At 58.6% G+C, this 25,500-nt stretch carries 20 protein-coding genes; 10 read left to right on the top strand and 10 right to left on the bottom strand.

Features of this window, described 5'->3' with window-relative positions:
• Positions 1-359: 359 nt before the first annotated feature.
• Positions 360-1,208, top strand: a complete 849-nt coding sequence (rpoH, locus tag B145_RS0114705) for an RNA polymerase sigma factor RpoH (protein WP_018608346.1) — start codon at positions 360-362, stop codon at positions 1,206-1,208.
• 55 nt (positions 1,209-1,263) lie between these two features.
• On the opposite strand, the gene B145_RS25790 is transcribed toward rpoH, so the two are convergent.
• The 5 genes from B145_RS25790 to B145_RS0114680 all read right to left on the bottom strand — a co-directional run bounded on the left by B145_RS25790 (position 1,264) and on the right by B145_RS0114680 (position 7,783).
• Entirely contained in the window at positions 1,264-2,883 is a 1,620-nt protein-coding gene (locus tag B145_RS25790; RefSeq protein ID WP_018608345.1) for a methyl-accepting chemotaxis protein, read from the bottom strand.
• Between the two features lie 195 nt (positions 2,884-3,078).
• Complete coding sequence (locus B145_RS0114695) at positions 3,079-4,641, bottom strand: DHA2 family efflux MFS transporter permease subunit (protein ID WP_018608344.1); 1,563 nt, start codon at positions 4,639-4,641, stop codon at positions 3,079-3,081.
• 11 nt (positions 4,642-4,652) lie between these two features.
• Positions 4,653-5,837, bottom strand: a complete 1,185-nt coding sequence (locus tag B145_RS0114690; protein ID WP_018608343.1) for an HlyD/EmrA/EmrK family protein — start codon at positions 5,835-5,837, stop codon at positions 4,653-4,655.
• A gap of 33 nt (positions 5,838-5,870) precedes the next feature.
• Positions 5,871-7,310, bottom strand: a complete 1,440-nt coding sequence (locus tag B145_RS25785; protein ID WP_018608342.1) for an efflux transporter outer membrane subunit — start codon at positions 7,308-7,310, stop codon at positions 5,871-5,873.
• 2 nt (positions 7,311-7,312) lie between these two features.
• Positions 7,313-7,783, bottom strand: a complete 471-nt coding sequence (locus tag B145_RS0114680) for a MarR family winged helix-turn-helix transcriptional regulator (protein ID WP_018608341.1) — start codon at positions 7,781-7,783, stop codon at positions 7,313-7,315.
• Positions 7,784-7,948: 165 nt separating this feature from the next.
• Between B145_RS0114680 and folD the strand changes: the two genes are divergently transcribed.
• From folD to B145_RS0114655, 5 genes are read left to right on the top strand one after another with little or no spacing between them, the layout of a single operon-like run.
• Positions 7,949-8,815 (top strand): bifunctional methylenetetrahydrofolate dehydrogenase/methenyltetrahydrofolate cyclohydrolase FolD, encoded by an 867-nt coding sequence (folD, locus tag B145_RS0114675; protein WP_018608340.1) that lies wholly within the window; start codon positions 7,949-7,951, stop codon positions 8,813-8,815.
• A gap of 8 nt (positions 8,816-8,823) precedes the next feature.
• Positions 8,824-9,324 (top strand): 5-(carboxyamino)imidazole ribonucleotide mutase, encoded by a 501-nt coding sequence (gene purE, locus B145_RS0114670; RefSeq protein ID WP_018608339.1) that lies wholly within the window; start codon positions 8,824-8,826, stop codon positions 9,322-9,324.
• A 5-nt stretch (positions 9,325-9,329) separates the two neighbouring features.
• On the top strand, positions 9,330-10,496 hold the full coding sequence (locus tag B145_RS0114665) for a 5-(carboxyamino)imidazole ribonucleotide synthase (RefSeq protein ID WP_026259159.1): 1,167 nt from the start codon (positions 9,330-9,332) through the stop codon (positions 10,494-10,496).
• Entirely contained in the window at positions 10,497-11,291 is a 795-nt protein-coding gene (locus B145_RS0114660) for an SDR family NAD(P)-dependent oxidoreductase (RefSeq protein WP_018608337.1), read from the top strand.
• A gap of 2 nt (positions 11,292-11,293) precedes the next feature.
• Positions 11,294-12,274 carry an L-threonylcarbamoyladenylate synthase gene (locus tag B145_RS0114655; RefSeq protein WP_033407341.1) on the top strand — a complete coding sequence of 327 codons (981 nt, stop codon included), beginning with the start codon at positions 11,294-11,296 and terminating at the stop codon, positions 12,272-12,274.
• 45 nt (positions 12,275-12,319) lie between these two features.
• Here the strand turns inward: B145_RS0114655 and B145_RS0114650 are convergent, their stop codons facing one another.
• The 3 genes from B145_RS0114650 to B145_RS0114640 all read right to left on the bottom strand — a co-directional run bounded on the left by B145_RS0114650 (position 12,320) and on the right by B145_RS0114640 (position 16,131).
• The gene (locus B145_RS0114650) at positions 12,320-14,449 is read right to left on the bottom strand and encodes a methyl-accepting chemotaxis protein (RefSeq protein ID WP_018608335.1); all 2,130 of its coding nucleotides are present in this window, start codon (positions 14,447-14,449) and stop codon (positions 12,320-12,322) included.
• A gap of 144 nt (positions 14,450-14,593) precedes the next feature.
• Positions 14,594-15,460 carry a pirin family protein gene (locus tag B145_RS0114645; protein ID WP_018608334.1) on the bottom strand — a complete coding sequence of 289 codons (867 nt, stop codon included), beginning with the start codon at positions 15,458-15,460 and terminating at the stop codon, positions 14,594-14,596.
• Positions 15,461-15,537: 77 nt separating this feature from the next.
• Positions 15,538-16,131, bottom strand: a complete 594-nt coding sequence (locus tag B145_RS0114640; protein ID WP_018608333.1) for an FMN-dependent NADH-azoreductase — start codon at positions 16,129-16,131, stop codon at positions 15,538-15,540.
• A gap of 114 nt (positions 16,132-16,245) precedes the next feature.
• Between B145_RS0114640 and B145_RS0114635 the strand changes: the two genes are divergently transcribed.
• From B145_RS0114635 to B145_RS0114615, 4 genes are all read left to right on the top strand, one after another.
• Positions 16,246-17,145 carry a LysR family transcriptional regulator gene (locus B145_RS0114635; protein WP_018608332.1) on the top strand — a complete coding sequence of 300 codons (900 nt, stop codon included), beginning with the start codon at positions 16,246-16,248 and terminating at the stop codon, positions 17,143-17,145.
• An 851-nt stretch (positions 17,146-17,996) separates the two neighbouring features.
• Positions 17,997-19,007: a D-xylose ABC transporter substrate-binding protein gene (gene xylF, locus B145_RS0114625; protein ID WP_018608330.1), complete on the top strand. Its 1,011-nt coding sequence runs from the start codon at positions 17,997-17,999 to the stop codon at positions 19,005-19,007.
• Between the two features lie 113 nt (positions 19,008-19,120).
• The gene (xylG, locus tag B145_RS0114620; protein WP_018608329.1) at positions 19,121-20,659 is read left to right on the top strand and encodes a D-xylose ABC transporter ATP-binding protein; all 1,539 of its coding nucleotides are present in this window, start codon (positions 19,121-19,123) and stop codon (positions 20,657-20,659) included.
• A gap of 48 nt (positions 20,660-20,707) precedes the next feature.
• Positions 20,708-21,859, top strand: a complete 1,152-nt coding sequence (locus tag B145_RS0114615) for a sugar ABC transporter permease (RefSeq protein WP_018608328.1) — start codon at positions 20,708-20,710, stop codon at positions 21,857-21,859.
• A gap of 138 nt (positions 21,860-21,997) precedes the next feature.
• On the opposite strand, the gene B145_RS28720 is transcribed toward B145_RS0114615, so the two are convergent.
• Positions 21,998-22,417, bottom strand: coding sequence for a hypothetical protein (locus B145_RS28720; protein WP_157288443.1), 420 nt, complete (start codon positions 22,415-22,417; stop codon positions 21,998-22,000).
• 161 nt (positions 22,418-22,578) lie between these two features.
• Positions 22,579-25,434, bottom strand: a complete 2,856-nt coding sequence (locus tag B145_RS0114610; protein WP_018608327.1) for a valine--tRNA ligase — start codon at positions 25,432-25,434, stop codon at positions 22,579-22,581.
• Between the last annotated feature and the right edge of the window lie 66 nt (positions 25,435-25,500).

Below are 25,500 nucleotides of genomic sequence, written 5' to 3'. Positions count from 1 at the left end.
TGGGAAGTCATGTAGTGCGGGTTGGCTTTATCAACCCGCGAGGGTAGGCAAATCGCTCAACAAGAAAATGCGCGGGTTACGGCTTCGCCTAACCCGCCTTATACGGCTGATCCGAGCCAGTCGCATCAGGCAACAGCCCCCTCCTCATTAGTAGCATCAGCCTCAAGCCCCTACGCTGAAGGTGGTTGTTTTGCTCAAACTGTTGTACGGAAACCCGCTCCAGCGCTTGCGGGCGGCGGGCCGTTTGGCCGAAATAACATCTGCTGATAAGGAACCAAGTTCATCTGTTAGCACTCTCATGATAGGAGTGCTAAGATGGCACTGAAATGCTTTTGCATCGACGCAGATGGAGGAATTACATGACGCAAGCTCTCGCGTTTCCCGTTCCGAATTCATTGGGAAATATTGACCAATACGTTCAGGCGGTCAATCGCTATCCCATGCTCACTGAAGAGCAGGAGATGGGTCTTGCCCGGCGTCTGCGGCATGAGAACGACCTGGAGGCTGCCCGCCAGATGGTGCTCTCGCACCTGAGGCTGGTGGTATCTGTGGCGCGCAATTACTTGGGCTATGGCCTGCCACATGCCGACCTGATCCAGGAAGGCAACATCGGGCTGATGAAGGCGGTCAAGCGCTTTGACCCGGATCGTGGCGTGCGCTTGGTGTCCTTTGCCATCCACTGGATCAAGGCTGAGATTCACGAATATATTCTGAAGAACTGGCGGCTGGTGAAGATTGCCACCACCAAGGCGCAGCGCAAGCTGTTCTTCAACCTGCGCAGCATGCGTGGCGAAGGTTCGCTGAGCATGGAAGACGCGCAGGGGATTGCCAGCAAGCTGGGTGTGAAGACCGAAGAGGTTTTCGAGATGCAGACCCGCTTTGCCGGTGGGGATGTGGCGCTGGAGTCTGGCCCGGACGATGATGAGGAACGGGTGGCTCCGATTGCCTGGCTGGCCGACGAATCTGCCGAGCCGTCTGAAGTGCTGGAAACGCTGGAAGTCGAACGTGTCTACGATACCGGCCTGAAAACCGCATTGGCGAGCTTGGATGAGCGTAGCCGGGCGATTGTGCAGCGGCGCTGGCTGGTGGAAGACAACCCGGCCACGCTGCATGAGTTGGCGGCTGAATATGGCGTGTCCGCCGAGCGTATCCGGCAGATCGAGGCCAAGGCGATGCAGAAGATGAAGGGCTTGCTGGCTTCGGCCTGAGAAGCTGTTCTAACGCCGAAATAGAAAGGGGCCTGTGCAAGGCCCCTTTTGACGTCTACAGCGTGTACTTGGCAACTTCGTCGCGCATGCGCTGGGCCAGCGTATCCAACCCCATCGCAGATTCTGCGCCGTTCTGGGCGGCGACGGCGCTTTCGTCGGCCATCTGGGCCACGCGTTCTACCGATTGGGCAATCGATGTGCTGGCGGCACTTTGCTCGTGGATCGCCGCCGTGATCTCGGCCACCATGCCTACTGCTTGGTGTGCGCCCACTCCCAGGGCGTGAATGGCTTCGCGTGCCTTGGCAGCCTGATTGACACTCTCATCAACCTGCCCGACAGCTTCACGCATGCTTTGCGCTGCGGACTGGGCGTGGCTGCGCATGCTGTTGATGGTTTCGGCGATCTCCCGGGTGGAGTTGGCGGTGCGCTCGGCCAGCTTGCGCACTTCGTCGGCCACTACGGCAAAGCCGCGCCCCTGCTCACCTGCGCGGGCGGCTTCGATGGCGGCGTTCAAAGCCAGCAGGTTGGTCTGGTCGGCTACCTCCTGGATCACCTGCACCACTTTGGCAACGCGGTCGCTCTGGGTTTCCAGGTCTTCAATGAAGCGGGCGGAAGATTCCACGGTGCTGGCCACCTGTTCGATTCCGGTCACGGTCTGCTGCACCATCTGCCCACCCGCCGTTGCCAGCTCGCCAGCGCGACCAGCTTCTACGTTGGTTTCGGCGGCACGTTCTCCCACGTGGGTGATGCTCACGGTCAACTGCTCGATACTCGCAGCCATGCTGGAGGCCGAGGCGCTTTGCTGGTGGGCGGCTTCCGCGATCTGTTGTGATGTGGTGGCAGTGCCGACGGAGGAGTCGGCGACTTCGTTGGCGATGTGGACGATTGATTTGAGGCTATGGCTCATCCGGTCGAGCAAGCGGTTGAAGGCTTCTGCGGTGGCGCCCACTTCATCCTTGTGTTGCACGGGCACACGCAGGGTCAGGTCCAGCGACTGCTCAATCCGGGTCACCGTTTGCTGCATGGTACTCAACGTCCGCGTGATGATCCGCACTAGCCATAGGCCCAGGGCGAGAATAGCGAAAGCGCCCGTTGCGGCGGCCGCAAGGTTGATGTCCAGCCCACGGGCGACTGCTTTTTCTGCATTGGTATTGACCTTGTCGACCATGTCGTCGTTGTATTTGACGTGGCTGCCGATCGCCTTGTTCACATCAATCGCAATCTTGCGCAGTTCGGCCAGATCTTCTTTGCCTGCCACCGGGTCATTGGCCGTGGAGGCTTGTATCACTTTGTCTGCCTGGGCGAGGTAGCGCGCAAACTGGGTGCGATCTTCGCCTAACAGGCGCCGATCCTCATCATCACTGACCAGTTCTTTTTCGTATTTGTCGCTCAGGTCCTTGAGTTGGGTTTTCAACTCAAGCATGCGTTTGTCCTGGGCGGCTTTTTCCTCTGGTGTATCTGAGGTGATATGGGTGAGCACTGCCAGGCGGATGTTGATGATCGTGCGGCTGATCTGGTCAAGCGTCATGGCGCTGGGGTAGGCATCCAGGCGGATTTTGTCGAGATTCTCTTTGGTGACGTAGGAGGTGCGGATTCCTGTGAATCCGACAAAGCCGAGGGCTAGCACTGCAAACAACACCAGCGCCCATAGGCGCTGGGCAATCGTGAATTTCATTTTTTTCTCCTTGCCTGCTTGCGAGACTGTATTTGCGACCGCCAAGGCTGGCGGTAAAAAAAGCCAAAACGCTTATAACGGGCAGACTTGGAGAAACTTGATGCTTGCCACTAGCTCAATTAGGGTTTTTATGCCAAAAATTCGCCCTGGAGGGCAGGTTGGGCGCCTGCGCTCCAGGGTAATTGGGAACAGGCCCTAGTGCGCACCGGCATCCAGGGCTGGGCCACTGGCTTGGCGCGCGGGCTGTTTGGCGAACCAGATCACGATAGTGAGGATGGCGAAAATAAAGCCTGAGAGCCAGAAGAACTCCGTGGCCCCCAGCGTTGCCGCCTGCACGTCGATGATGCGGTTGAGCATGGAAAGGCTTTGCTCCTGGCCCATACCCTGGCCGCTCAGACCATCCAGCGTTGCTTGGGCATTGGGGTTGAAGGTGCTGATCGATTCGCTCAACTGGGCATGATGCAAGGCGGTTCGCCGCTCCCAGATCGTGGTGAACAAGGAGGTGCCAAAGGCCCCGGCGGTGATCCGCACAAAGTTCGACAAGCCCGTTGCACCCGCCACCTGATGCTGCTTGAGGCCAGACAGGCTGATTGACGCCAGTGGCACGAAGAAACAGGCCGTGGCAGCCCCCTGGATGAACTGTGGCAAAACGATGTTGAAGACCGTCATGTTGGTGTTGAAGCCTGCGCGCATGAACGCGGTTGTCGCAAAGACCAGGAAGGCGATGGAGGCGATCAGGCGCGGGTCCGAATGCGGCAGCCGCTTGCCCACGATAGGCGAGAGGATGATCGCCAGAATCCCCGTCGGTGCGGTGACGAGCCCCGCCCAGGTGGAGGTGTAGGATAAGTACTGCTGTAGCCACAATGGCATGATCACCACATTGCCGAAGAACACGCAGTAGCCCAGCGAGATCGCCACTGTGCCGACCAGGAAGTTGCGTCGCGCAAAGTAGCGCAGCTCCACAATGGGGTGCTCGTCGGTCAGCTCCCACACCACGAACACGCAGAAGCCGATAAAGGCGACGACCGTGAGCGTGATGATCTCGTTGGAATTGAACCAGTCCAGCTCCTTGCCCTTGTCGAGCATGATCTGCAGGGAACCCACCCAGACGACCAGCAGGATCAGCCCCACGTAATCCACAGGCTTGCTCACTGTGGCGGATTCACGATGGCGGAAAATCGTCCAGCATAGCCATGCGGCGAAGATGCCGGTCGGGATGTTGATGAAGAAGATCCAGGGCCAGGACATGTTGTCCGAGATCCACCCGCCCAGAATCGGCCCCAGCACAGGGGCTACCAGGGTGGTCATGGCCCAAGCCGCCAGCGCCAGCCCCGCCTTGGCGGGCGGATAGCTTTGCAGTAGGAGTGCCTGCGAGAGCGGAATCATCGGCCCGGCCACCAGCCCTTGCAGCACGCGGAAGCCGATCAGCATTTCCAGGCTCGTCGACAGGCCGCATAGCCAGGAGGAAAACACGAACAACAGGAGTGAGAGCACGAACAGGCGCACTTGCCCGAATCGTTGTGAGAGCCAGCCGGTCAGAGGCACCGAGATGGCGTTGGCCACGGCAAACGAGGTGATGACCCAGGTGCCCTGGTTGGGCGACACACCCACGTCCCCGGCGATGGCGGGCAGGGAGACGTTGGCGATCGTGGTATCCAGCACGTTCATGAAGGTCGCCAAGGCTAGTCCGATGGTGGCGATCGTGCGTTGGCGGCCCTCCAGGGGCGGATAGGAGTGATGCTGCGGGGCGGCGGCCATGGTGTCCTCGCTTAGCCGCGTGCCTGCAGGGTCTTGCGGATGATTTCACGCACTTTGGCGCGGGCTTCCTCAATGCCTGCATCGGCTTCGGCGATCCGGGTTTCAGGCTTGTTTGTTACCGCACTGAGCGCTTGGCCGGACTGATCGTGGGTATCCACTTCAACCTCGGTCGACAGGCCGATGCGCAAGGGGTGGGCGGCCAGTTCTTTGGGTTCCAGCGCGATGCGCACCGGTACGCGCTGTACCACCTTGATCCAGTTGCCGGTGGCATTCTGTGCAGGCAACAGGGCGAAAGCGCTGCCTGTGCCAGCCCCCAGCCCGGCGATGCGGCCATGGTATTCCACTGCGGAGCCATAGACGTCGCTGACAAGGGTGACGGGCTGGCCGATATGCATGCGGCGCAGTTGCACTTCCTTGAAGTTGGCATCAATCCACACCTGCTCTAAGGGAATCACGGCCATCAGCGGGGTTCCCGGGGCAATACGTTGCCCCACCTGTACATTGCGGCGGGCGATCTGACCCGCCACGGGGGCTGTCACCATGGCACGCGACCAGGCCAGCCAGGCTTCCTCATACTTGGCGGCAGCACGGGCCACGGCCGGATGGGTCTCCACCTGGGCGCCTTCGGTCATTGAGCGGCTGGCAGCCAATTGTTCCTGAGCCGCTGCCAGCGAGGCTTCAGCAGTCTTGAGCGAGTCGCGGATGTGTTCCAGCTCTTCACCTGCCACCGCCCCGGTGTTGGCGATGGCCTGACGGCGGGCAACGTCCTGCTTCCAGCGTTCGACTTCGGTTTCGCGGACCTTGACCTGCTGGGCCAGGGTGGAGTTGTTAGCAAACATCGTGCGGGTTTCACGCACGGTCTGGGCAAGGGAGGTTTCCGCTTGGTCCAGGGCAACCCTGGCATCGGCACGATCAAGCTCGACCAGTACCTGGCCTGCCTTGACTGTGTCGGTGTCTTCGGCGTGCACCGCCAGAACGGTTCCACCGAGCTGGGGGGTGATCTGCACGACGTGCCCATTCACGTAGGCATCGTCGGTGCTCTCAATCCAGCGGCCATGCTCGAACCAGTACAGCCCGTAAGCACTGCCTGCCAGCACAAAGAGAACCCCCAGTACGGACAGGGCAGCCTTGCGCTTGCGGCTGTTGGTGGCAGGATTGTTTGCGGCGACTTCGGGGGAGGGTGTCTTGTCGTCCATTTTGATGGTTGTCCTATTATTTCTTGATCGGGATTACTGGGCTGAAGCAGCCAGCGTGTAGGGGTTGTAGTCGGGGGCAAAACCGCCGCCTAGTGCACGCATCAGGCCAGCGGCAGAGTCCAGGCGATGCGCCCGCAGATCAGTCTGCACACGCTGCTGGGCGACAACGGCCATTTGTGCGGAGATCACATTGATCTTGTTGGCCAGCCCTTTGCTGGCACGGGTTTCAATTAGGGTGACACCGCGCTGGCTGGCCGCCAGCGATGTTTCGGCAAGCTGCCCCTGGTGCTCTGCTTCAGTCAGGCTGCGGGCCTGATCGCTGACATCGCGGAGCGCATCGACCAGATTGGCGTTGTATTGCTCAACGGCTGCATCATAGTCGGCCACCTTCATCGCCAGCCCGGCACGCAGGCGGCCGGCCTCAAAGATCGGCAGATGGATGCTGGGCCCGATGCCATAGATCTGTGAGCCGGGTTTGAGCAGGTTTTCCAGCCCGATTGAGCTGTAACCGGCAAAAGCGCTGAGATTCACGCTGGGGTAGAACTGCGCGCGTGCCACATCCATATCAGCCGATGCGGCCTCAACCCGCCAGCGGCTGGCCAGCAGGTCCGGGCGGCCCGCCAGCAGATCAGACGGCAGCACCGAAGGCAGGTGGGCATCCAGATTGTCGTTCAGGCGCGGGGCGGAGAGCTGTTCGCCACGTTCCGGGCCTTTCCCGGCCAGGGCGGCAAGCAGACCGCGTTGCAGGCTGATGCGCTCGTCAAGCTGAGCGCTATCCACGCGTAGCTGGGCAGTGCCTTGTTGAAGCTGGTTACGATCAATTTCCGGGTCAAGCCCAGCCTGGAAACGGATGCTTTGCAGTCGCTCGGCTTCCATGCGCAGGGCCATCAGATGTTCCAGCAGGGCGCGTTGCTTATAAAGGCGGTCGTACTCCAGGTAGGCCCGCACCACGTTGGCGGCCAGTGCCTGACGGGCTGCTACGGATTCCAGTTCGGCAAGCTTGCGCCCGGCTTCCGCGCCTTGCAGCGCACGGCGGTACTTGCCCCACAGATCGAGGTCGATGCTCGCATCCAGGGCGAGGCGGTCGTTTGTACGGAATTTGCCTGCATAGGTGGGCGAGACCATGCCGTGTTCGGTGAAACGTTGGGCCATCACGTCCGCGTTGCCCGAGAGCTGTGGCAGCAGGGCGCTGTGTGCCGCATCGGTCAGCGCGGCGGCGCGACGGATGCGCGCATCTGCGGCGGCCAGAGAAGGCGAATCTGCCAGCGCTTCTGCCACCAGTGCATCAAGTTGCGGATCGCCGAACTGTTTCCAGTAACCCGCTTGTACCTGCCAACCGGCTTGCACTTCAGCAGGGATCTCGCTGAACTGCGAGGGGGTGCGCAGTTTGGCGTGAGATTGGATATCGCTGTGCGTAGCGCATCCGGCAAGAAGTGCGACAGCCAGCATGCTGCCCAATAGCTTGAATTTCATGTTCAGACTTCCTTGTGCTCCAGATTGGCCTGCATGCGGCGGATCAGGCTTTTGAACAAGTCGACTTCTGTTTCGCTGATGCCCTGGAGCATGCGATCTGCGAGCCTTCTGCCGCAGGCCTTGAGTTTGGGGTAACTGTGGTGCCCGGCCTCGGTCAGCGCCAGTTCAACAATGCGCCGGTCTGCCGCAGAACGACGGCGGCTGATCAATCCTTTTTCCTCCAGGCGGTCGAGCATGCGGGTCATGGACCCCGTGTCGTAGCTGAAGCAACGGCATAGCTCGGCGCTGGTCTTGATCAGGCCCGTGGCAATACGCATCAGGATCACCCATTGCGCGGCGCTGATGTCGAGAGACTTGAGTTCTTCATCAAGTTCAAGCGTCATGCGATGCTTCAGGCGGCCCAATAGAAAACCAATGGTTTCCTCAAGCTGGTAAGTGGTGTCTGGACTGGGGGAGGGCAGGTCGGTTGTCATGGTGTGGGGTTGGTGGGCTTGCTGTTATGGCATCTACTGTAGATACTGTTACTGCCTGAGTCAATTACTGCTTGAGCAGTAATTTTTATGTTGCGATCAGATGGGCGTTCCAAGCTGGCCGCCTGCAGCGTATAATCATTGGTTTTTCAAAAGCTTAGGGCTTCCATGACTGCTCGCAATATCGACGGTAACGCGCTGTCCGCCAAAGTGCGCGAAGAATTGGCTCAACGCGCTGCAGTACTGACGGCGCAAGGTGCACAGCCTTGTCTGGCGGTGATTCTGGTGGGCGAAGACCCCGCTTCAGCCGTCTACGTGCGCAATAAAGTGGTGGGCTGTGAGAAGGCAGGCTTCCGTTCGCTCAAATACACTTACCCTGCCGATGTGGCGCCGCAAGAAGTGTTGGCGAAAATCGCTGAACTGAATGCCGATGCGAGTGTGCATGGCATTCTGGTGCAACTGCCCCTGCCCAAGCAGTTCAACTCCGAGGAAGTGCTGGAAGCCATCTCCCCGGAAAAAGACGTGGACGGGTTTCACGCGGTCAATTTCGGTTTGCTGCTGCAAGGGCGCAAGTCCTTCTACCCCTGTACGCCCTGGGGCGTGATGAAGATGCTGGAGTCTGAAAATATCCAGCTCAAGGGGGCCGAGGCTGTGGTGATCGGGCGCTCCAATATCGTGGGCAAGCCCATGGCGGTGATGCTGATGAGCAAGGGTGCGACGGTCACAATCTGCCATTCGCAGACCAAGGATCTGGCTTTCCACACCAAGCGGGCGGATATCGTGGTGGCCGCAGTCGGGCGTGCCAAGATGATCACGGGTGACATGATCAAACCCGGCGCCGTGGTGATTGACGTAGGCATGAACCGTGATGAAAACGGCAAGCTCTGCGGCGACGTGGATTTTGCCTCCGCACGCGAAGTGGCCTCCCTGATTACCCCCGTGCCCGGCGGTGTCGGCCCGATGACCATTACCATGCTGCTGGCAAATACGGTTGAATCTGCCCAGCGTGCTCTTGAAGCCAAGTCCAAGTCATAAGAAGCATCATGTCTGAACAAAAACCTGTTGTTGGCATTGTCATGGGCTCCAATTCCGATTGGCCCACCTTGCAAGCGGCGGCCCGCATCCTCAAGGATTTCGGCGTGCCCTATGAAGCCCGCGTGGTGTCAGCACACCGCACGCCCGACTTGATGTTCGATTATGCCGAACGCGCCCGCAGCCGCGGCCTCAAGGCGATCATCGCCGGTGCGGGTGGGGCGGCTCACCTGCCAGGGATGCTCGCCGCCAAGACCACTGTCCCCGTGCTGGGTGTGCCCGTGCAGAGCAAGGCACTCTCCGGCGTGGATTCGCTGCACTCCATCGTGCAAATGCCCAAGGGCATCCCCGTGGCTACCTTTGCCATTGGTGAAGCCGGTGCGGCTAATGCCGGGCTGTTTGCCGTGGCCCTGCTCGCCAATGAAGACACGCATCTGGCTGAAATGCTCGATCTGTTCCGTGAGCGGCAGACCCAAAGCGTGCTGGACATGAAGCTGGACGATATCGCGTGAATACCATGATTCTTCCCCCCGCCACCCTCGGTATGTTGGGTGGCGGTCAGTTGGGCCGCTTCTTTGTGCTTGCTGCGCACGAAATGGGCTACAAGGTCTGGGTGCTGGACCCGGACCCGAACAGCCCGGCAGGCAAGGCAGCGGATCGCCACCTCTGCGCCGAGTATGACGACCACGTAGCGCTGGATGACCTTGCGCACCATTGCGCTGCTGTGACCACAGAATTTGAAAACGTCCCTGCGCATACGTTGGAATATCTGGCCAAGTTCGTGCCGGTTCACCCCAGTGCCGATGCTGTGGGCATTTGTCAGAACCGTGTGGCCGAAAAGACCTTCCTGCGTTCAAACGGTTTGCCGCATGCTGCATTTGCAGCCATCAACACCGTTGAAGACTTGCGTGAGGCGCCTGCGCACCTGTTCCCCGGTATTCTCAAAGTGGCCCGCTTTGGCTACGACGGCAAGGGGCAGGCGCGGGTTAGCAGCCGCGAAGAAGCCATTGGCGCTTTCCAGGGCTTCCGTAATGAGCCCTGTGTGCTTGAGCAGATGCTCAAGCTCGACTACGAAGTCTCCGTGGTGCTGGCGCGTGATGAAGCCGGGAGTGTGAAGTGCTTCCCGGTGGCTGAGAATTCCCATTCCGGCGGCATTCTGGATGTTTCCATCATGCCCGCACGCTCGTCGGCCTGTCAGCGTGATTCTGCGCAGGAATATGCCGAGCGGATCGCCGAGCGCCTGAACTACGTGGGCACGCTGGCGGTGGAGTTCTTCGTCTCGCATGGCGAGCTGTATGTCAATGAAATGGCCCCGCGTCCGCATAACAGTGGCCACGCCACCATTGATGCCTGTGTCAACAGCCAGTACGAACAACAGGTGCGCGCCCTATGCGGTTTGCCGCTGGGGGATGCACGTGCGCATTCGGCGGCGGTGATGGTGAACCTCCTGGGGGATGTCTGGTATGACGCCAGCCAGCCCGGACCGGACCGGCACGGTGCCTACCGTGAGCCGGACTGGAGTAAGCTCTTGTCCATCCCGAACCTCAAGCTGCACCTGTATGGCAAGCAGCATGCGCGACCAGGGCGCAAGATGGGCCACTTCACGGTTGTGGATGCTGACCCACAAAAAGCCCTGGAAGTTGCGATGGCCGCACGTGCAGCCATCGGCATCAAGGACGAGTAAGTGAGCCGCCTGCACAGCCATTATGCCGATCGGGTGGCTGTGGTGACGGGGGCTGCCTCAGGGATTGGTCTAGCATTGGCCAAATCCCTGCATGGTCTGGGCGCCAAGGTGGTCATGGCTGATTTTGATCCTGATGCCTTGGCCAAGGTGCTGGCAGGTTTAGGGAGCGATACTTCGCGCAGCCTCGCGCTTGAGGTGGATGTCAGCAACGCTGCTGCTGTGCAGGCCATGGTGGCCGAGGTGCGCAGGTATTTTGGGCGGATTGATTTTCTCTTCAACAATGCCGGGATTGGGGGCACGCTACCTATCGGGCAGGCCACACTGGCGCATTGGCGAAAAATTGTTGATGTGAATCTATGGGGCGTGATTCATGGCGTGGATGCTGTCTTGCCGCTGATGCGCGAGCAGGGCAATGGGCATATCATCAACACTTCGTCGATTTCCGGCATCGTTCCTTTTCCAGGGCAGGTGCTCTATAACACCACCAAGTTTGGCGTGGTTGGCTTGTCTCTGAGCCTGCGCAATGAACTGGCGGCTGAGGGCATCCGTGTCAGCTGCATCAACCCGGGTCTGGTGGCGACCGCCATTTTTGGGGTGCCGATTCTGGGTGAGCGCATCAATGCCGCGCCACCTCCTGGCGCGATTGCGGTTGAAGATGCCGCATGGCAGATTCTGGACGGGGTTCGACGCAATCGGGCCTTGATCGTATTTCCAGCGGCGGTGCGCTGGATTTATCGTCTGTTTCGCTTTTTCCCTGGCTTCACCGAGCGCCATCTGTTGCAGAAACATTTTTGATCATGAGCATTCAGGCTTCCACCCCCCAGAACATCGCCCGCGCAGCCCAATTGCTGCACGAAGGGCAACTCGTCGCGCTGCCGACCGAGACCGTATACGGCCTGGGGGCGGACGCCAGCAATCCCGCTGCAGTATTGAAGATTTTTGCGGCCAAAGACCGGCCTGCTGACCACCCCCTGATTGTGCATCTGGCCGATGCCGCGCAACTGAAGGACTGGGCCAGCGAAATTCCGCCGGAGGCCGAAGCGTTGGCGCGTGCCTTCTGGCCCGGCCCTTTGACCCTGATTCTGAAAAAACAGCCTCATGTGCCGGGCGAAGTGACCGGCGGGCAAAATACTGTTGGCATCCGCATTCCGGATCATCCTGTTGCTTTGGACCTGCTGCGGGCATTTGGTGGGGGAGTTGCCGCCCCCTCGGCCAACCGCTTTGGGCGGATCAGCCCGACCACGGCACGCCATGTGGATGAAGAGCTTGGTGATGCCGTTGCCATGGTGCTTGAAGGCGGGGCGTGTGATGTGGGGATCGAGTCCACCATTCTTGATCTGTCGCGTGGTGAGCCTGTTGTGTTGCGCCCGGGCATGATCGGTGTGAGCGCCTTGGCAGCGGTAATTGGCAAACGCCCGCGCCTGCGGGGCGAGGGCGAAAAGGCCCCGCGTGTGTCGGGTGCGCTTTCCGCCCACTACGCCCCTCGCACTGCTATGCGTATGGCAACACGCGCCGAGATTGAAGCTGCGCCTGCCGATTGTGCCGTGCTGGTGCGTGCTGGTGAATATCCTGATGGGCGATATGCGATGTGTATTGATGCGCCATTTGATGCGCAGGGTTATGCACATGACCTGTACGCCAATCTGCGCGCCCTGGATGCGGCAAATGCCCGCATGATCCTGGTCGAATATCTGCCGGACGACGATGATTGGCACGCTGTGCATGATCGCCTCGGGCGGGCTGTTGTCGGGTCCGGTGCCGAGGATGACGAGACCTGATTTTTAGTGAGACAGGTTTATTGAGAACCTGTCTCACTCCACAAATCAGCAGGCAAACTGTGCGGTCAGGTTATCCAACTTATGCACGGCAGAGGCAGTTTCCTCCAAGCTGTCTTCGGATTCGCGCAATGCCGCCCGCATGCTGTCTGCGGTGCCCGCCACTGAACTGATGCGTTGGCTGTGAACCTGGCTGCTTTGGGCAATGTGGTCGATGGTCCCCAGCATGCCTTGCACCAGTTGATCTGTGCCGCTGCGGTCGCCTGCTGCAGCCATGGCGAGGTTTAGCCCCGCTTCCAGCTCACCCATGCCTTGGCGCATGACGTGTACGGCGCTGTCGGCATGGTTTTGCACGGTATCGATCATGTCGGAGATCTGGCTGGTTGCAGTGCGGGTGCGTTCTGCAAGCTTGCGCACCTCGTCGGCCACTACGGAGAAGCCGCGCCCCTGTTCACCTGCACGGGCCGCCTCAATGGCAGCGTTAAGTGCAAGCAGGTTGGTCTGGTCGGCAATTTCACGGATGACGTCCACGATCTTGCCAATTTCTCCGGTGCTGGTTTGCAGTTCAACGATGGTGTCTGCAGATTTGCCGACGCTGCCGCGGATGCTGTCGGTCATCTCCTGCAAGGATGCAAATTGGGTATGCGCCTGGGCGTAAACCTGACTCAATTCCTGGCGCATGTTGTCCGCCTGCAACGAAGCAGCCTGGATGACATCCATCTGGGATTCGAGCGACTCCAGAATCTGCTGCATTGCGTCGCACACTTCGCGCACGCGTTGGCGTGTGCTGTGGCTGGTGCTGCGCAGGCTGCCGTTGGCATTGCCAATTTCGGTATTCAGATTGGTGACTTGGCCGAGGATGCCCCCCATGTTGTCGATCAGGCTGTTGAGCCATTGCGCGATGCCGGTGATTTCATCGCGTAATGCGCCGGGGCGTTCCAGGCGCAGCGAAAGGTTGCCGCCGCCTTCTGCAATGGTCTGGAGCATCAGCTTGGTTTGCGTCAGCCGGTTGGAAATATTGCGTAGCACCAAGTGATGGAAGGCCTGCGCGCCCACCACCATGCAGATCAGATTGACGAGTAGCGTCTGCCAGGTGTTCAGCCCCAAGCCCAGGCTGAGGCCACTGCCTACGGCAATAATGGCAGCGCCCACCACGCCCAGCGCTTTGCTCAGGCGGTAGGCCAGTGGCCGGGCGCGGTAGACCTCTTCCAGATCGGCTTCGCACATCATGCCCCAGGTATCCGGTGAGCCGGGCATTTGGAAGCACACGCCCTTACCGATCACAGGGATATGACGGTAATCGGAATAGCCGGGGTAGCCCACGAAGAGGTTGGCACCTTTGCGGATGGTTTCACGTACCCCCGGGTGGAGTTTCTGGGTGGCGGGGTCGTTGAAGATCAGTTCGAATTCTGTGTGCTGCTTGATGCGTACTGTGCCATAGGCGGTACGCACGCCGTCCTTGAGGTTGTCACCCAGCGAGAAGGAGCGGTCTTCAAAGCGCGAACGCGACAGGGCTACGCCTTGCGGGATGCTGGGGTCGAAGACGGAGCGGGCCATGAACAGGTAGTTGTCCCCCGATTCATGATAAACGTGACCCCCTTCACGCTGGATCAGGTCACCTACCACGTCGTTGGGGACACGGGCACCCAGAATGGCAATGAGCTTGTCATCCTGCATCACCGGTTGCAGAAAGAGCAGGGTGACGCCATCGTGGAAGGCGGAGGAGGAGGGGCCGATTTTCTCGGTCAGTGGGTCGATATAGGGGCCGTACAGGAAAGCCGCCTTGCTGGCCGCTGCCAATACCTTGTCTGGCAGGCTGTCGTGATGGGCTGCATGGCTGGAAGCAATGATCTGCCCTGCCGGGTTTGCCAGGAAAAGTTCCGAGCAATCCTTGCAAAGCCGCAGGCGGGCCTGTAGCCATTCTGCCCGGACCGATTGTGGATTGCGGATTGAGCGGGCGAAGCCCTGCAGATGCGCCCATTGCTGGTTGGCCCAGTTGGTCAATAGCCTGACCCGGGTCTGGGCGATGCCTTCAAAGGCTTGCTCTAGCGCCGCGTGATGATGGCGGTTGAGAAAACTGGCCCAGCGCATGCGGATTTTGCCGCATGCACCAAACCAGGGAAGCCAATGCAATTCGTCGTCCGAAAGATTCATGCCTGCGCCGGATCGGGTCATCATCGCACCTTTGCTGAGTGTTGAATTTACAGGTTTTCAGCAATATGCGTGCCACGCAGCCAGTGGGTGCCAACTGTTAAATAGTTAATACTTTCGGTGTACGTATTGGCATACACAAAATTTTAAAGCACAAGTTTGGTGCGCAATTCAGGCCTTTTGCACCACGGACGCCCCGATTTTGCCCAGGCGATAATCGCTGAGGGTCTGCTGGATTTCCTCTGCCGTGTTCATCACGAAGGGGCCGTATTGGGCGATAGGTTCTCCCAGAGGCTGGCCTGCCACCAGAATGATCTTGGCATCTACACCGGCCTTGATGTGCAAGGTGTCGCCATCGTTGGCCAGGATGGCCATCGAGCGCTCTGGCACTGTTTTGCCCGCAACTTCCACGGCACCTCTATATACGTAGAGGAAGGCATTGTGTTGCGCCGGTACATGCTGGCTGTAGTGCGTTCCCGCAGGCAGGTGCACATCCAGAAAGAGCGGCTCGGTATCCGGGCGCTGCACGGCCCCTGCCACGCCTTCGGCCTGACCTGCGATGATCCGCACCAGCACGTCATCTTCACGTCTTACCTCGGGGATCTGCGCGCTGGGGATGTCGCGGTAGCTGGGGGCGATCATCTTGTTGCGTGCAGGCAGGTTGAGCCAGAGCTGGAAGCCCTCCATCAAGCCTTCTTCCTGCTCGGGCAACTCGGAGTGGATCAACCCGCTGCCCGCAATCATCCATTGCGAGGCTCCGGGGCCGAGCAGCCCGGAGTTGCCTGCGTTGTCGTGATGGCGCATGCGTCCGGCGATCATGTAGGTCACAGTTTCAAAGCCGCGATGCGGGTGATCAGGAAAACCGCCGATGTAGTCATCCGGGTTATCTGTGCGAAATGCATCCAGCATCAGGAAGGGGTCCAGGCGGCGTTGCAGGTCCTGGGTCAGTACCCGTGTGAGTTTGACGCCTGCGCCGTCGGATGTCGCACGTCCTGCGACCAGACGTTCAACGCTGCGTGATGTGAGGGTTGTTGTCATGTTGCGCTCCTGTTGGGGGAAGGGAGCATGGTGGATGTTTCACCATGCTTTCGGAATACGCGTGATGAAGTTCTTATTTATAGACTAAGTGCAGCGATTTCTGTTTCCGCTGCCGCAAAGGCTTTGTTGGCAGATTCTTCGCCCATCGACAGGCCTTCTGCATGGATGAAGTGCACATCCTTCATCCCCAGGAAGCCCAGCACAGCCTTCAGGTACGGCACCTGGGTATCTGCCGGGGTATCGCGGTACAGGCCGCCACGGGCCAGCGCCACGAACACCTTCTTGCCAGTGAGTAGCCCTTCGGGGCCATTTGCGGTATAGCGGAAGGTGACCTGGGCGCGGCAGATGGCATCAATCCAGGCCTTCAGTTGCACGGGCACGCCAAAGTTGTACATCGGCACACCCAGTACGATCACATCTGCAGCCTGGACTTGGGCAATGGTGGCGTCGTCAATGGCAACACGGGTGGCCTGTTCCGCTGTGCGGGCATCTGCCGGGGTGAACAGGGCGCCGAGGGCGGTGCTGTCCAGAATCGGCTGTTCGCCCAGCTCACGGATATCATGCTTGGCGGCAGGGGCTAGCGTGCGCAGATGGGTCACGATGCTGTTGGCGAGCCGGGTGGAGGCAGAGGCTGCGCCACGAATGCTGGCATTGACTTGAAGGATCTTCATGATGGGACTCCTGGTGAGGGTTGTTGAGCAAGTGGAGTTACTGTATTCCTTCTTTTATTGGATCAGAAGAGCCTAAAATGGATTCAATTGTTCCAATAATGGGATATTGCAAGCATGAACCTTGATGCCAATGACTTGCTGCTGTTTGCCCAGATTGTGGAAGCAGGCAGTTTTTCGGCTGCGGCCGAGCGCAGTGGGGCGCCCAAATCCACCCTGTCGCGCCGGATCAGCGCCTTGGAAACCCGGCTGGGCGAGCGTCTGCTGATTCGCAGCACACGGCGCCTGAGCCTCACCGATTTTGGTCAAGGCATCCTTGAGCATGCCCGGCGCTTGCAGGAGGAAGCGGATGCTGCCGTGGCCTATGCACAGCATCGTCAGGCCGTACCTCGCGGGCGTCTGCGCGTTTCCATGCCGCCGGATTTTTCCGAGTGGTTGCTCGCCCCCTTGTTCTTGCAGTTTGCCGCCAGTTATCCGGAAGTGAAGCTGGAACTGGACCTCTCCCCGCGTCGGGTGGATCTGCTGGATGAGCGCTTCGATCTGGCGATCCGTATCTCCACCCAGTTGCCTGATGACGCCACTCTTGTGGCGCGACGCCTCTTTGATCTGCGCAGTGGCCTGTACGCCAGCCCCGCCTACCTCAAGCGTTACGGTGCGCCCAGCCACCCCGATGAACTCATGAGCCACAAAGCCCTACAGTTGATCGCCAGCAATGGGGACGTCAGCCCCTGGCAACTGGCGCGTGGCAAGGAGCGTTGGGAGGGCTTGCCTGCTGGCCCGGTGGCAGCCAATTCAATTGGTTTGTTGCGCCTGCTTGCCAGCCACGGCTTGGGAATTGCCGGAATCTCGGAGCGCTTTGTGGCCAGTGCGGTGGAGGAGGGCTTGTTGGTGCGTGTGCTGCCCGAGTGGCAGCTACCTTCGCCCACCGCATGGGCGGTGATGCCAGGGCGCCGCTTGCTGCCGATGCGTACCCGTGTGTTTCTCGATGCACTTCAGGCAATGGTGAGAGAGTTTTGAAATCGTTTTCAATGCGATTTGGATACTCAGCAGTGCAGCCCTGCACAAAAAATGTGCTCAATGATTGAGCAGAACGCCCGAAAAATATTTCAAGAAATCTGAAAATCTTTTCAGGACAAGCTCTTAGCAGTCATTGCCGGAGTGGAGGCATGAAACCAGTCTTGAGAGATGTCGCAAAAAAGCATCATTTTTTGGGTGAGAGATCGCAAAAAATCTCTTCATGCGGACATAAATACCTAGGACAAACCCGTATAAAGCTGATCTATTGAGAGATAAAATAACTGAAAAATAAAAATGAAAACGTTATCAGGCTTTGTTGAAAGGGCCGGCCGTGATTGGTCAAAAGACATTTGAGGCGTTTGCGCAAGTGCGCGTGTTATCGCCAAAAGTGCTGCCTGGAAGCTGGTTTGCCCTTATGCGAATGACAATTATGGGCGCGCATCAGATTGAGAAAGTATATAAATTTCAGGTGCTTGTAATCGCAATCCTGTGAAGGCGGCAGACTTGCGAGCTTAATGGAAGCGCCCTTTTGTCTTCTTGATATTGTCATTCAGAGGGCTTAGCGTCGACGCAATTTGAGTATATGGATGCGGACTGTTTGGGTTTGGATACTAGGGTAACTCCGGGGGGAAGCGGTGGAAATTCCCCCCTATTGCAAAAGTTCGAAACCCGTACTAACGTAGTCAGCAGACAAGCATGCATCCTTCTCCTGAAGTTGCATGGCTCAAAAAAGAATGAGTGAAACCCGAGACAAATTGCTGGCAATACCTTGCTGCAAAAACCCGTGACTGCATTTGCAGTGCGGCAGACCGGAAGGCGCAAGCCTGCCGTTTTTACCAAAGGAGACCCTGATGAGTAGTTTCGCTATCCGTCGTACCCTGTTGGCTGTTGTTGCCGCGACTGCGGCCTGCTCGGCTCTGCCCGCGTTTGCCTCCAAGGACAAGCCTGTTATCGGCTTCTCCATCGACGACTTGCGCGTGGAACGTTGGGCTCGTGACCGTGACTACTTCATTGCAGCGGCCAAGAAGCTGGGCGCTGAAGTGAGCGTGCAATCCGCTGACGGTGACTCCGCCAAACAAGCCAACCAGATTGAAAACCTGATTTCCCAGAAGGTTGATGCCATCGTGATCGTGCCGAAGGATGGCAAGGCACTGTCTCCGGTGATCAAGGAAGCCAAGAAGGCCGGTATCAAGGTTATTGCCTACGACCGCCTGATCGCCAGCTCGGATGTAGACGCTTACATTTCCTTCGACAATGAACGCGTGGGCGAAATGCAAGGCGCTGCCATCCTGAAGGCCAAGCCGAAGGGCAACTATTATGTGCTCGGCGGCTCGCCTGATGACAACAACGCCAAGCTCTTCAAGGCAGGTGCCATGAAGGTGCTGGAACCGGCAGTCAAGAAGGGTGACATCAAGATTCTCGGCACGCAGGACGTGAAGGACTGGCTGCCTGAAAACGCCCTGAAGATTGCAGAAAACGTGCTGACTCAGTTCCAGAACAAGATTGACGCTTTCATCGCCCCGAACGACGGGACCGCTGGTGGCGTGATCCAGGCTCTGGCTGCCCAGAAGCTGGCTGGCAAGGTGCCGGTCTCTGGTCAGGACGCTGAACTGGCTGCTTGCAAGCGCGTGCTGGCTGGCACCCAGACCATGACGGTCTACAAGTCGCTCAACGCTATCGCTTCCAACGCAGCCAAGCTGTCGGTTGATCTGGTCAAGGGCAACAAGGTGACGTTCAAGGCTCAAAAGGCTGAAGGCGGCATCAACCAGATCCTGCTTGACCCGATTGCGCTGACCAAGGAAAACATGGACATTCTGGTCAAGGACAACTTCTACACCAAAGAACAACTGGGTCTGAAGTAATCCTGTGAGCTGTACAACGGGCCGCTTAGGCGGCCCGTTTGTTGTATGGATTGCGCACCCTGTTTTCAGGATGCGGATGCGGCAGGGNAATTTTGTTTGAGGGGCAGGGAATCATGTCCGAATATCTTCTGGACATGCGGGGTATCGTCAAGGACTTCAATGGCGTCAAGGCTCTGAACGGTATCGATCTCAAGGTAAAGGCTGGCGAATGCGTCGGCTTGTGCGGTGAGAACGGTGCTGGCAAGTCGACGTTGATGAAAGTGCTTTCGGCTGTTTATCCGCATGGTACTTGGGAAGGCCAGATCTTTTGGGAAGGCCAGGAGCTGAAAGCACAAACGATCCGCGAGACCGAAGAGGCCGGGATCGTCATCATCCACCAGGAACTGATGTTGGTGCCGCAATTGTCGGTGGCGGAAAACATCTTCATGGGCAACGAGATCAAGTTGCCCGGTGGCATCATGAATTATTCGGCCATGTACAAGCGTGCAGAAGAGCTGATGCGTGAGCTGAAGTTGCCGGATGTGAACGTGGCGCTGCCGGTCTTCAACTATGGCGGCGGGCATCAGCAACTGATTGAAATTGCCAAGGCGCTGAACAAGAAGGCCAAACTGCTGATTCTGGATGAGCCGACATCTTCGCTCACCAAGACGGAAACCGAAATTTTGCTGGACATCATCCGCGACCTGAAGAAAAAAGGCGTGGCCTGCGTGATGATCTCCCACAAGCTCGACGAGATCGCTGCCGTGTGTGACACCATTAGCGTGATCCGCGATGGCGCGCATGTGGGCACTCGGCCCATGTCGGGGATGAATACCAACGAGATCATCACCATGATGGTCGGACGCGAGATCAAGAACCTGTTCCCGCGCGAAGAACACCCGATTGGTGAAGTGTTCTTTGAAGCCAAGCACGTGACCTGCGTGGATGTGAACAACCCCGCCCGCAAACGGGTCGACGACGTCTCCTTCCAGCTCCGCAAGGGCGAGATTCTGGGCGTGGCCGGGCTGGTGGGGGCAGGGCGCACCGAACTCGCAATGGCGATTTTTGGTTGCTACCCAGGGGACTACCAGGCCGAACTCTGGCTGGATGGCAAGCAGATCAAGGTGGACTCTCCCCGTGCTGCGGTGAACCAGGGTATCTGTCTGGTCCCTGAAGACCGCAAGCGCCACGGCATTGTGCCGCTGCAAGGGGTGGGGGCGAACATCACCATGGCGGTGCTGAACAAGTTCACCAAGTTTGGCGTGATCGACGCTTCGGCTGAAATGCACCAGATCCAGCAGTCGATTGCACGCATGCGCGTCAAGACCGCTTCGCCGAATCTGCCCATCAAGGGGCTGTCTGGTGGCAATCAGCAAAAGGCGGTGGTCTCCAAGATGCTGCTGCCCAACCCGAAGGTGCTCATCCTGGATGAGCCGACCCGTGGGGTGGACGTCGGGGCCAAGTACGAGATCTACAAACTGATGTTTGAACTGGTCAAGCAAGGGCTGTCGATCATCATGATCAGCTCCGAACTGCCAGAGGTGCTAGGCATCAGCGACCGGGTACTGGTCATTGGCGAAGGGCAGTTGCGTGGCGATTTCGTCAACGACGGACTCACCCAGGAAACGGTCATGACTGCCGCACTGGGCCAGGCAATCAAGCAGGTTGCCTAAGGTACAGGGCCTGATTACAAATATTGCAGAAGAGAAAGTGATACAAACATGAGTACCGCCTCAAAAAACCTGCAACGGTTTTTCTCACAGTACAAGATACTCACCCTGTTATTCGCGATCATCGTGATCTGGGCGTTCTTCAACCATTTGACCAACGGGGCCTTCCTGTCGGCACGTAACATCTCCAACCTGTTCCGCCAGATGGCCATCACCGGCATGCTGGCTTCCGGGATGGTCTTCATCATCATCGCGGGTGAAATCGATCTGTCTGTCGGCTCTTTGCTTGGTTTATTAGGCGGGCTCGCGGCCATCTTGGACTACACCTACCATCTGCCGCTGCCGATGATTTTTGCCATCGTCGTAGCAGCTGGTTTGTTTGTGGGCGGATGGACCGGGTTCTGGGTCTCCTATTTCCGGGTGCCTTCGTTCATCGTCAGCTTATCGGGCTTCCTGGCCTTCCGTGGCATCTTGCTGGGGATTACCAAGGGCGTGACGGTTCCCATCGAATCCCCGGGGCTGGTCGCTTTCGGCCAGGGCTACCTGCCGGAAATCTTCGGTAACATCATTGCCGTGGCCGTCGTGCTGTTCCTGGTTGTGCAGACCTTCCGCAATCGCAGCAGCCGCGCCCACTATGGCCTGTTGGTAGCCCCCCTGTGGCAGGACGTGGGCAAGCTGGTCGTTACCGCGCTGGTGGTGGCAGGCTTCATGTACACGCTCAATTCATACGAAGGCGTGCCTGTGCCCGTGCTGGTCACCCTGGTCATCCTGGCCATCTTCACCTTCATGGCCAACAGCACCGTGTTTGGTCGCCGCATCTACTCCATCGGCTCCAACCTCGAAGCCACCCGCCTCTCCGGTGTGAACGTACGCCTCATCAAAGTGGCCGTGTTCGTGCTGATGGGCCTGATGTGCGCCCTGGCTGGCTTGACCACCACGGCCCGTCTGGCCGCAGGCGGCCCCTCCGCCGGTACGCTGGGTGAGCTGGACGCCATCGCCTCCTGCTACATCGGTGGCACCTCATCCCGTGGCGGCGTGGGCACGGTCTACGGCGCCCTGATCGGCGCCCTGATCATGGCCAGCCTGGATAACGGCATGTCCATGCTGGGTCTGGACTCCTTCTGGCAGATGATCGTCAAAGGCTCCATCCTGCTGCTCGCCGTCTGGGTCGACGTGATGTCCGGCGCAGGCAGCGACCGCTAAGAATCTACAGACCTCACAAGAAAGACGCCTTGTAATACCTTGAGCCACGCGTGAATCACGCGTGGCTTTTTATTCTGGCGTTACCAATTAGAAGGCATGCTTTAGAAAGAGCAGTTTGATTCGTAACAACAAAAAATCTTAATGCTTAGTTGATTGAAATAATTTCAGCATATTGTCTGATTGGTCTGATACATTGGCAGTGAGGCCATCTGCGCACTCTAGTATCCTGCTGTTCCCGCAAGTTCCAACAAATTGTGTGAGATAGAACGGGAATGGCTGGGATGGGTTATTCCAGAGAATTACCATTGAATAACTTGTTGAATATCCAGGCATGCTACTGTTGGGATCAAGCGTGACTATATTGACCTGTAGTCGTGGTTTGTTCCGATCAAACGTGATGCCTAGCGAAGTGGATCGTCGGATTTCTTCTTTTAGTGCAAATACGAGTCGCTGACCAACATAATCTGGGGTTGTGCTGCTAATTTCAACCGGCATTTCTGCTATTGCAAATTGCGTGACACCAAAGCAGAAAACTGATGCGAGTAAGCGGAAAAGCATGCTGTCTCCTGTCTGTATCTTGGTTTCAGGTTTAATTATGGGTTTAACAAAGCCCCTATGCCAAGCATGCTTATAGGCATGTCTGAACAGTAAGTTGAAAATATCGAATTGAAAAAAACGCCAAGGTTTCCCTTGGCGTTTTTGTTTGAAGCCAGTCTGGATTACAGGCGGCTGAGTTGCTCTTGCAGCTTGGCGAGCGTGCTTGCGAAGTCGGCCAAGCGCTTCTTCTCTTGTTCCACCACCGCAGCCGGGGCGCGGGCGACGAAGCTTTCGTTGCCGAGCTTGGCGTTGGCCTTGCTGATTTCGTTTTCGAGGCGGGTGATTTCCTTGCCGATGCGTTCGCGTTCGGCAGCCACGTCGATTTCAATCTTCAGCATGCAGCGGAATTCGCCCACCACTTGCACCGGGGCGGGGGATTGCGGGAGTTCCGCGCCCACCGGGGTGACTTCGGAGAGCTTGGCCAGCGCTGCAAGATAGGGGGCAAAGGCTTTGACCGTGCCTTCGTCACCGGCGATCAACAGGGGCACTTTTTGCGCGGGCGAGAGGTTCATCTCGGCGCGCAGGCTGCGGCAGGCGTTGATCATGTCCTTGAGCTGGGCCACACGGGCTTCGGCGCTTCCATCAATGCGGCTGGGTTCGCAGGTGGGGTAGGCGGCCACGCCGATGAATTCGGCATTCTTCCTGTTGGCCACTTCAGCCACTGTTTGCCACAGTTCTTCGGTGATGAAGGGGATCAGCGGGTGAGCCAGTCGCAGAATGGTTTCCAGCGTGCGCACCAGCGTGCGGCGGGTGCCACGTTGCTGGGCTTCGCTGCCATTTTGCAGTTGGGTCTTCGCCAGTTCCAGATACCAGTCGCAGTATTCGTCCCACACCAGTTCATAGATTGCGCGGGCGGCCAGATCGAGGCGGTAGTCCTTGAAGTTCTGCTCAATTTCGGCTTCGGCGCGTTGCAGGCGGCTGGCCATCCAGCGGTCGGCAAACGAGAAGGAGAGATAGCTGCCGTCGCAATCGTTGGCCTTGTGGTTTTCCAGCCCGCAATCCTTGCCTTCACAGTTCATCAGCACGAAGCGGGTGGCGTTCCACAGCTTGTTGCAGAAGTTGCGATAGCCTTCGCAGCGGTGCATGTCGAACTTGATGTCACGCCCCGGCGAGGCAAGGCTGGCGAAGGTGAAGCGTAGCGCGTCGGTGCCGAAAGCAGGGATGCCTTCCGGGAATTCCTTGCGGGTGCGCTTTTCGATCTTCGGCGCATCCTTCGGGTTCATCAGGCCGGTGGTGCGCTTGGCAAGCAGGTCGTCCAGGCTGATCCCATCAATCAGGTCGATGGGGTCCAGCACATTGCCCTTGGACTTGCTCATCTTCTGGCCTTCCGCATCGCGGATCAGGCCGTGCACGTACACGTGCTTGAAGGGGATCTTGCCAGTGATGTGCTTGGTCATCATGATCATCCGGGCGACCCAGAAGAAGATGATGTCAAAGCCGGTGACCAGCACCGAGGAGGGCAGGTAGAGGTCCAGCGCCGGGTTGCTGCTCTTGGCAGGCCACTCGGGCGTCCAGTCCAGCGTGGAGAAGGGCCACAGGGCGGAGGAATACCAGGTGTCCAGCACGTCGTTGTCGCGGCTCAGTTCGCCGGTGTAGCCGTCTTTGGTGGCCAGTTCGCGGGCTTCTTCCTCGCTATGGGCAACCCACACGCGGCCATCGGTGCTATGCCATGCGGGAATCTGGTGGCCCCACCACAGTTGGCGGGAGATACACCAGTCTTGCAGGTTGCGCATCCACGAGTAGTAGGTGTTGACCCAGTTTTCGGGCACGAACTTGATTTCGCCAGATTCGACTACTTCGATAGCCTTCTGGCCGATGCTCTTGCCATCGGGGCCGGGCTTGTTGACGGCCACGAACCATTGATCGGTGAGCATGGGTTCGAGCACCACGCCGGTACGGTCGCCACGCGGCACCTTGAGGCGGTGCTTTTCCACCTTTTCCAGCAGGCCCAGGGCTTCAAAGTCCGCCACGATCTGCTTGCGGGCTTCAAAACGGTCCAGCCCGTGGTAGCGCGCCGGGGCGTTGTGGTTGATCTTGGCATCCAGCGTGAGTACCGAGATCATTGGCAGATGGTGACGCTGGCCGACGGCGTAGTCGTTGAAGTCGTGTGCAGGCGTGACCTTCACGCAGCCCGTGCCGAATTCCTTGTCGACATAGGTGTCGGCAATGATCGGGATCTCGCGCCACTGGGAGGCGTCCAGTGCATCGCCCGAGGTGCTGGAAAGCGGCAGACGGATGTTCTGGCCGATCAGGTGCTTGTAGCGCTCGTCTTCGGGGTGAACCATCACGGCGGTGTCGCCCAGCATGGTTTCAGGCCGGGTGGTGGCCACGGTGAGGTAACCCGAGCCATTGGCCAGCGGGTACTTCAGGTGCCACAGGGAGCCGTCTTCCTCTTCGCTTTCCACTTCGAGGTCGGACACGGCGGTGCCCAGCTTCGGGTCCCAGTTCACCAGACGCTTGCCGCGATAGATCAGCCCTTCCTTGTACAAACGCACAAAGGTGGCGGTGACGATCTTGGACAAGCCTTCGTCCATCGTGAAGCGCTCACGGCTCCAGTCGGGCGAGGTGCCCAGGCGGCGCATCTGGCGGGTGATGGTGCTGCCGGAGTATTCCTTCCACTCCCACACCTTCTCGATGAATTTCTTGCGGCCCAGGTCATGGCGGCTCACACCTTGGGCATCCAGCTGGCGCTCCACCACGATCTGGGTGGCAATCCCGGCGTGGTCCGTACCCGGCTGCCACAGCGTGTTGACCCCGCTCATACGGTGGTAACGCGTCAGCGCATCCATGATCGTTTGGTTGAAACCGTGTCCCATGTGCAGGGTACCGGTGACGTTGGGCGGCGGCAGCAGAATGCAGAAAGACTGGTCGGCAGGCTTGGATTGATCGAGGCCAGCGGCAAAGTAACCGCTTTGCTCCCATTGTGGGTACCAGCGGCGTTCAATTTCGGCTGGTTCAAAGCTCTTGGCGAGTTCCATGTGGGGAAACCTGGGCAAAAAATGCTTGAGAAACCGACAATTATACCGCGAGTGCGGCCTGATCGG

It is taken from the genome of Uliginosibacterium gangwonense DSM 18521 (genome assembly GCF_000373965.1).
Classification (GTDB): domain Bacteria; phylum Pseudomonadota; class Gammaproteobacteria; order Burkholderiales; family Rhodocyclaceae; genus Uliginosibacterium; species Uliginosibacterium gangwonense.
This window is presented reverse-complemented; position numbering and strand designations above follow the sequence as displayed.

What these genes read in the sequence shown, in the direction of transcription:
- rpoH (WP_018608346.1), top strand. Translation starts at nt 360, where the DNA reads ATGACGCAAGCTCTCGCGTTTCCCGTTCCGAATTCATTGGGAAATATT.
- B145_RS25790 (WP_018608345.1), bottom strand. Translation starts at nt 2,883, where the DNA reads ATGAAATTCACGATTGCCCAGCGCCTATGGGCGCTGGTGTTGTTTGCA.
- B145_RS0114695 (WP_018608344.1), bottom strand. Translation starts at nt 4,641, where the DNA reads ATGGCCGCCGCCCCGCAGCATCACTCCTATCCGCCCCTGGAGGGCCGC.
- B145_RS0114690 (WP_018608343.1), bottom strand. Translation starts at nt 5,837, where the DNA reads ATGGACGACAAGACACCCTCCCCCGAAGTCGCCGCAAACAATCCTGCC.
- B145_RS25785 (WP_018608342.1), bottom strand. Translation starts at nt 7,310, where the DNA reads ATGAAATTCAAGCTATTGGGCAGCATGCTGGCTGTCGCACTTCTTGCC.
- B145_RS0114680 (WP_018608341.1), bottom strand. Translation starts at nt 7,783, where the DNA reads ATGACAACCGACCTGCCCTCCCCCAGTCCAGACACCACTTACCAGCTT.
- folD (WP_018608340.1), top strand. Translation starts at nt 7,949, where the DNA reads ATGACTGCTCGCAATATCGACGGTAACGCGCTGTCCGCCAAAGTGCGC.
- purE (WP_018608339.1), top strand. Translation starts at nt 8,824, where the DNA reads ATGTCTGAACAAAAACCTGTTGTTGGCATTGTCATGGGCTCCAATTCC.
- B145_RS0114665 (WP_026259159.1), top strand. Translation starts at nt 9,330, where the DNA reads ATGATTCTTCCCCCCGCCACCCTCGGTATGTTGGGTGGCGGTCAGTTG.
- B145_RS0114655 (WP_033407341.1), top strand. Translation starts at nt 11,294, where the DNA reads ATGAGCATTCAGGCTTCCACCCCCCAGAACATCGCCCGCGCAGCCCAA.
- B145_RS0114650 (WP_018608335.1), bottom strand. Translation starts at nt 14,449, where the DNA reads ATGATGACCCGATCCGGCGCAGGCATGAATCTTTCGGACGACGAATTG.
- B145_RS0114645 (WP_018608334.1), bottom strand. Translation starts at nt 15,460, where the DNA reads ATGACAACAACCCTCACATCACGCAGCGTTGAACGTCTGGTCGCAGGA.
- B145_RS0114640 (WP_018608333.1), bottom strand. Translation starts at nt 16,131, where the DNA reads ATGAAGATCCTTCAAGTCAATGCCAGCATTCGTGGCGCAGCCTCTGCC.
- B145_RS0114635 (WP_018608332.1), top strand. Translation starts at nt 16,246, where the DNA reads ATGAACCTTGATGCCAATGACTTGCTGCTGTTTGCCCAGATTGTGGAA.
- xylF (WP_018608330.1), top strand. Translation starts at nt 17,997, where the DNA reads ATGAGTAGTTTCGCTATCCGTCGTACCCTGTTGGCTGTTGTTGCCGCG.
- xylG (WP_018608329.1), top strand. Translation starts at nt 19,121, where the DNA reads ATGTCCGAATATCTTCTGGACATGCGGGGTATCGTCAAGGACTTCAAT.
- B145_RS0114615 (WP_018608328.1), top strand. Translation starts at nt 20,708, where the DNA reads ATGAGTACCGCCTCAAAAAACCTGCAACGGTTTTTCTCACAGTACAAG.
- B145_RS28720 (WP_157288443.1), bottom strand. Translation starts at nt 22,417, where the DNA reads ATGCTTTTCCGCTTACTCGCATCAGTTTTCTGCTTTGGTGTCACGCAA.
- B145_RS0114610 (WP_018608327.1), bottom strand. Translation starts at nt 25,434, where the DNA reads ATGGAACTCGCCAAGAGCTTTGAACCAGCCGAAATTGAACGCCGCTGG.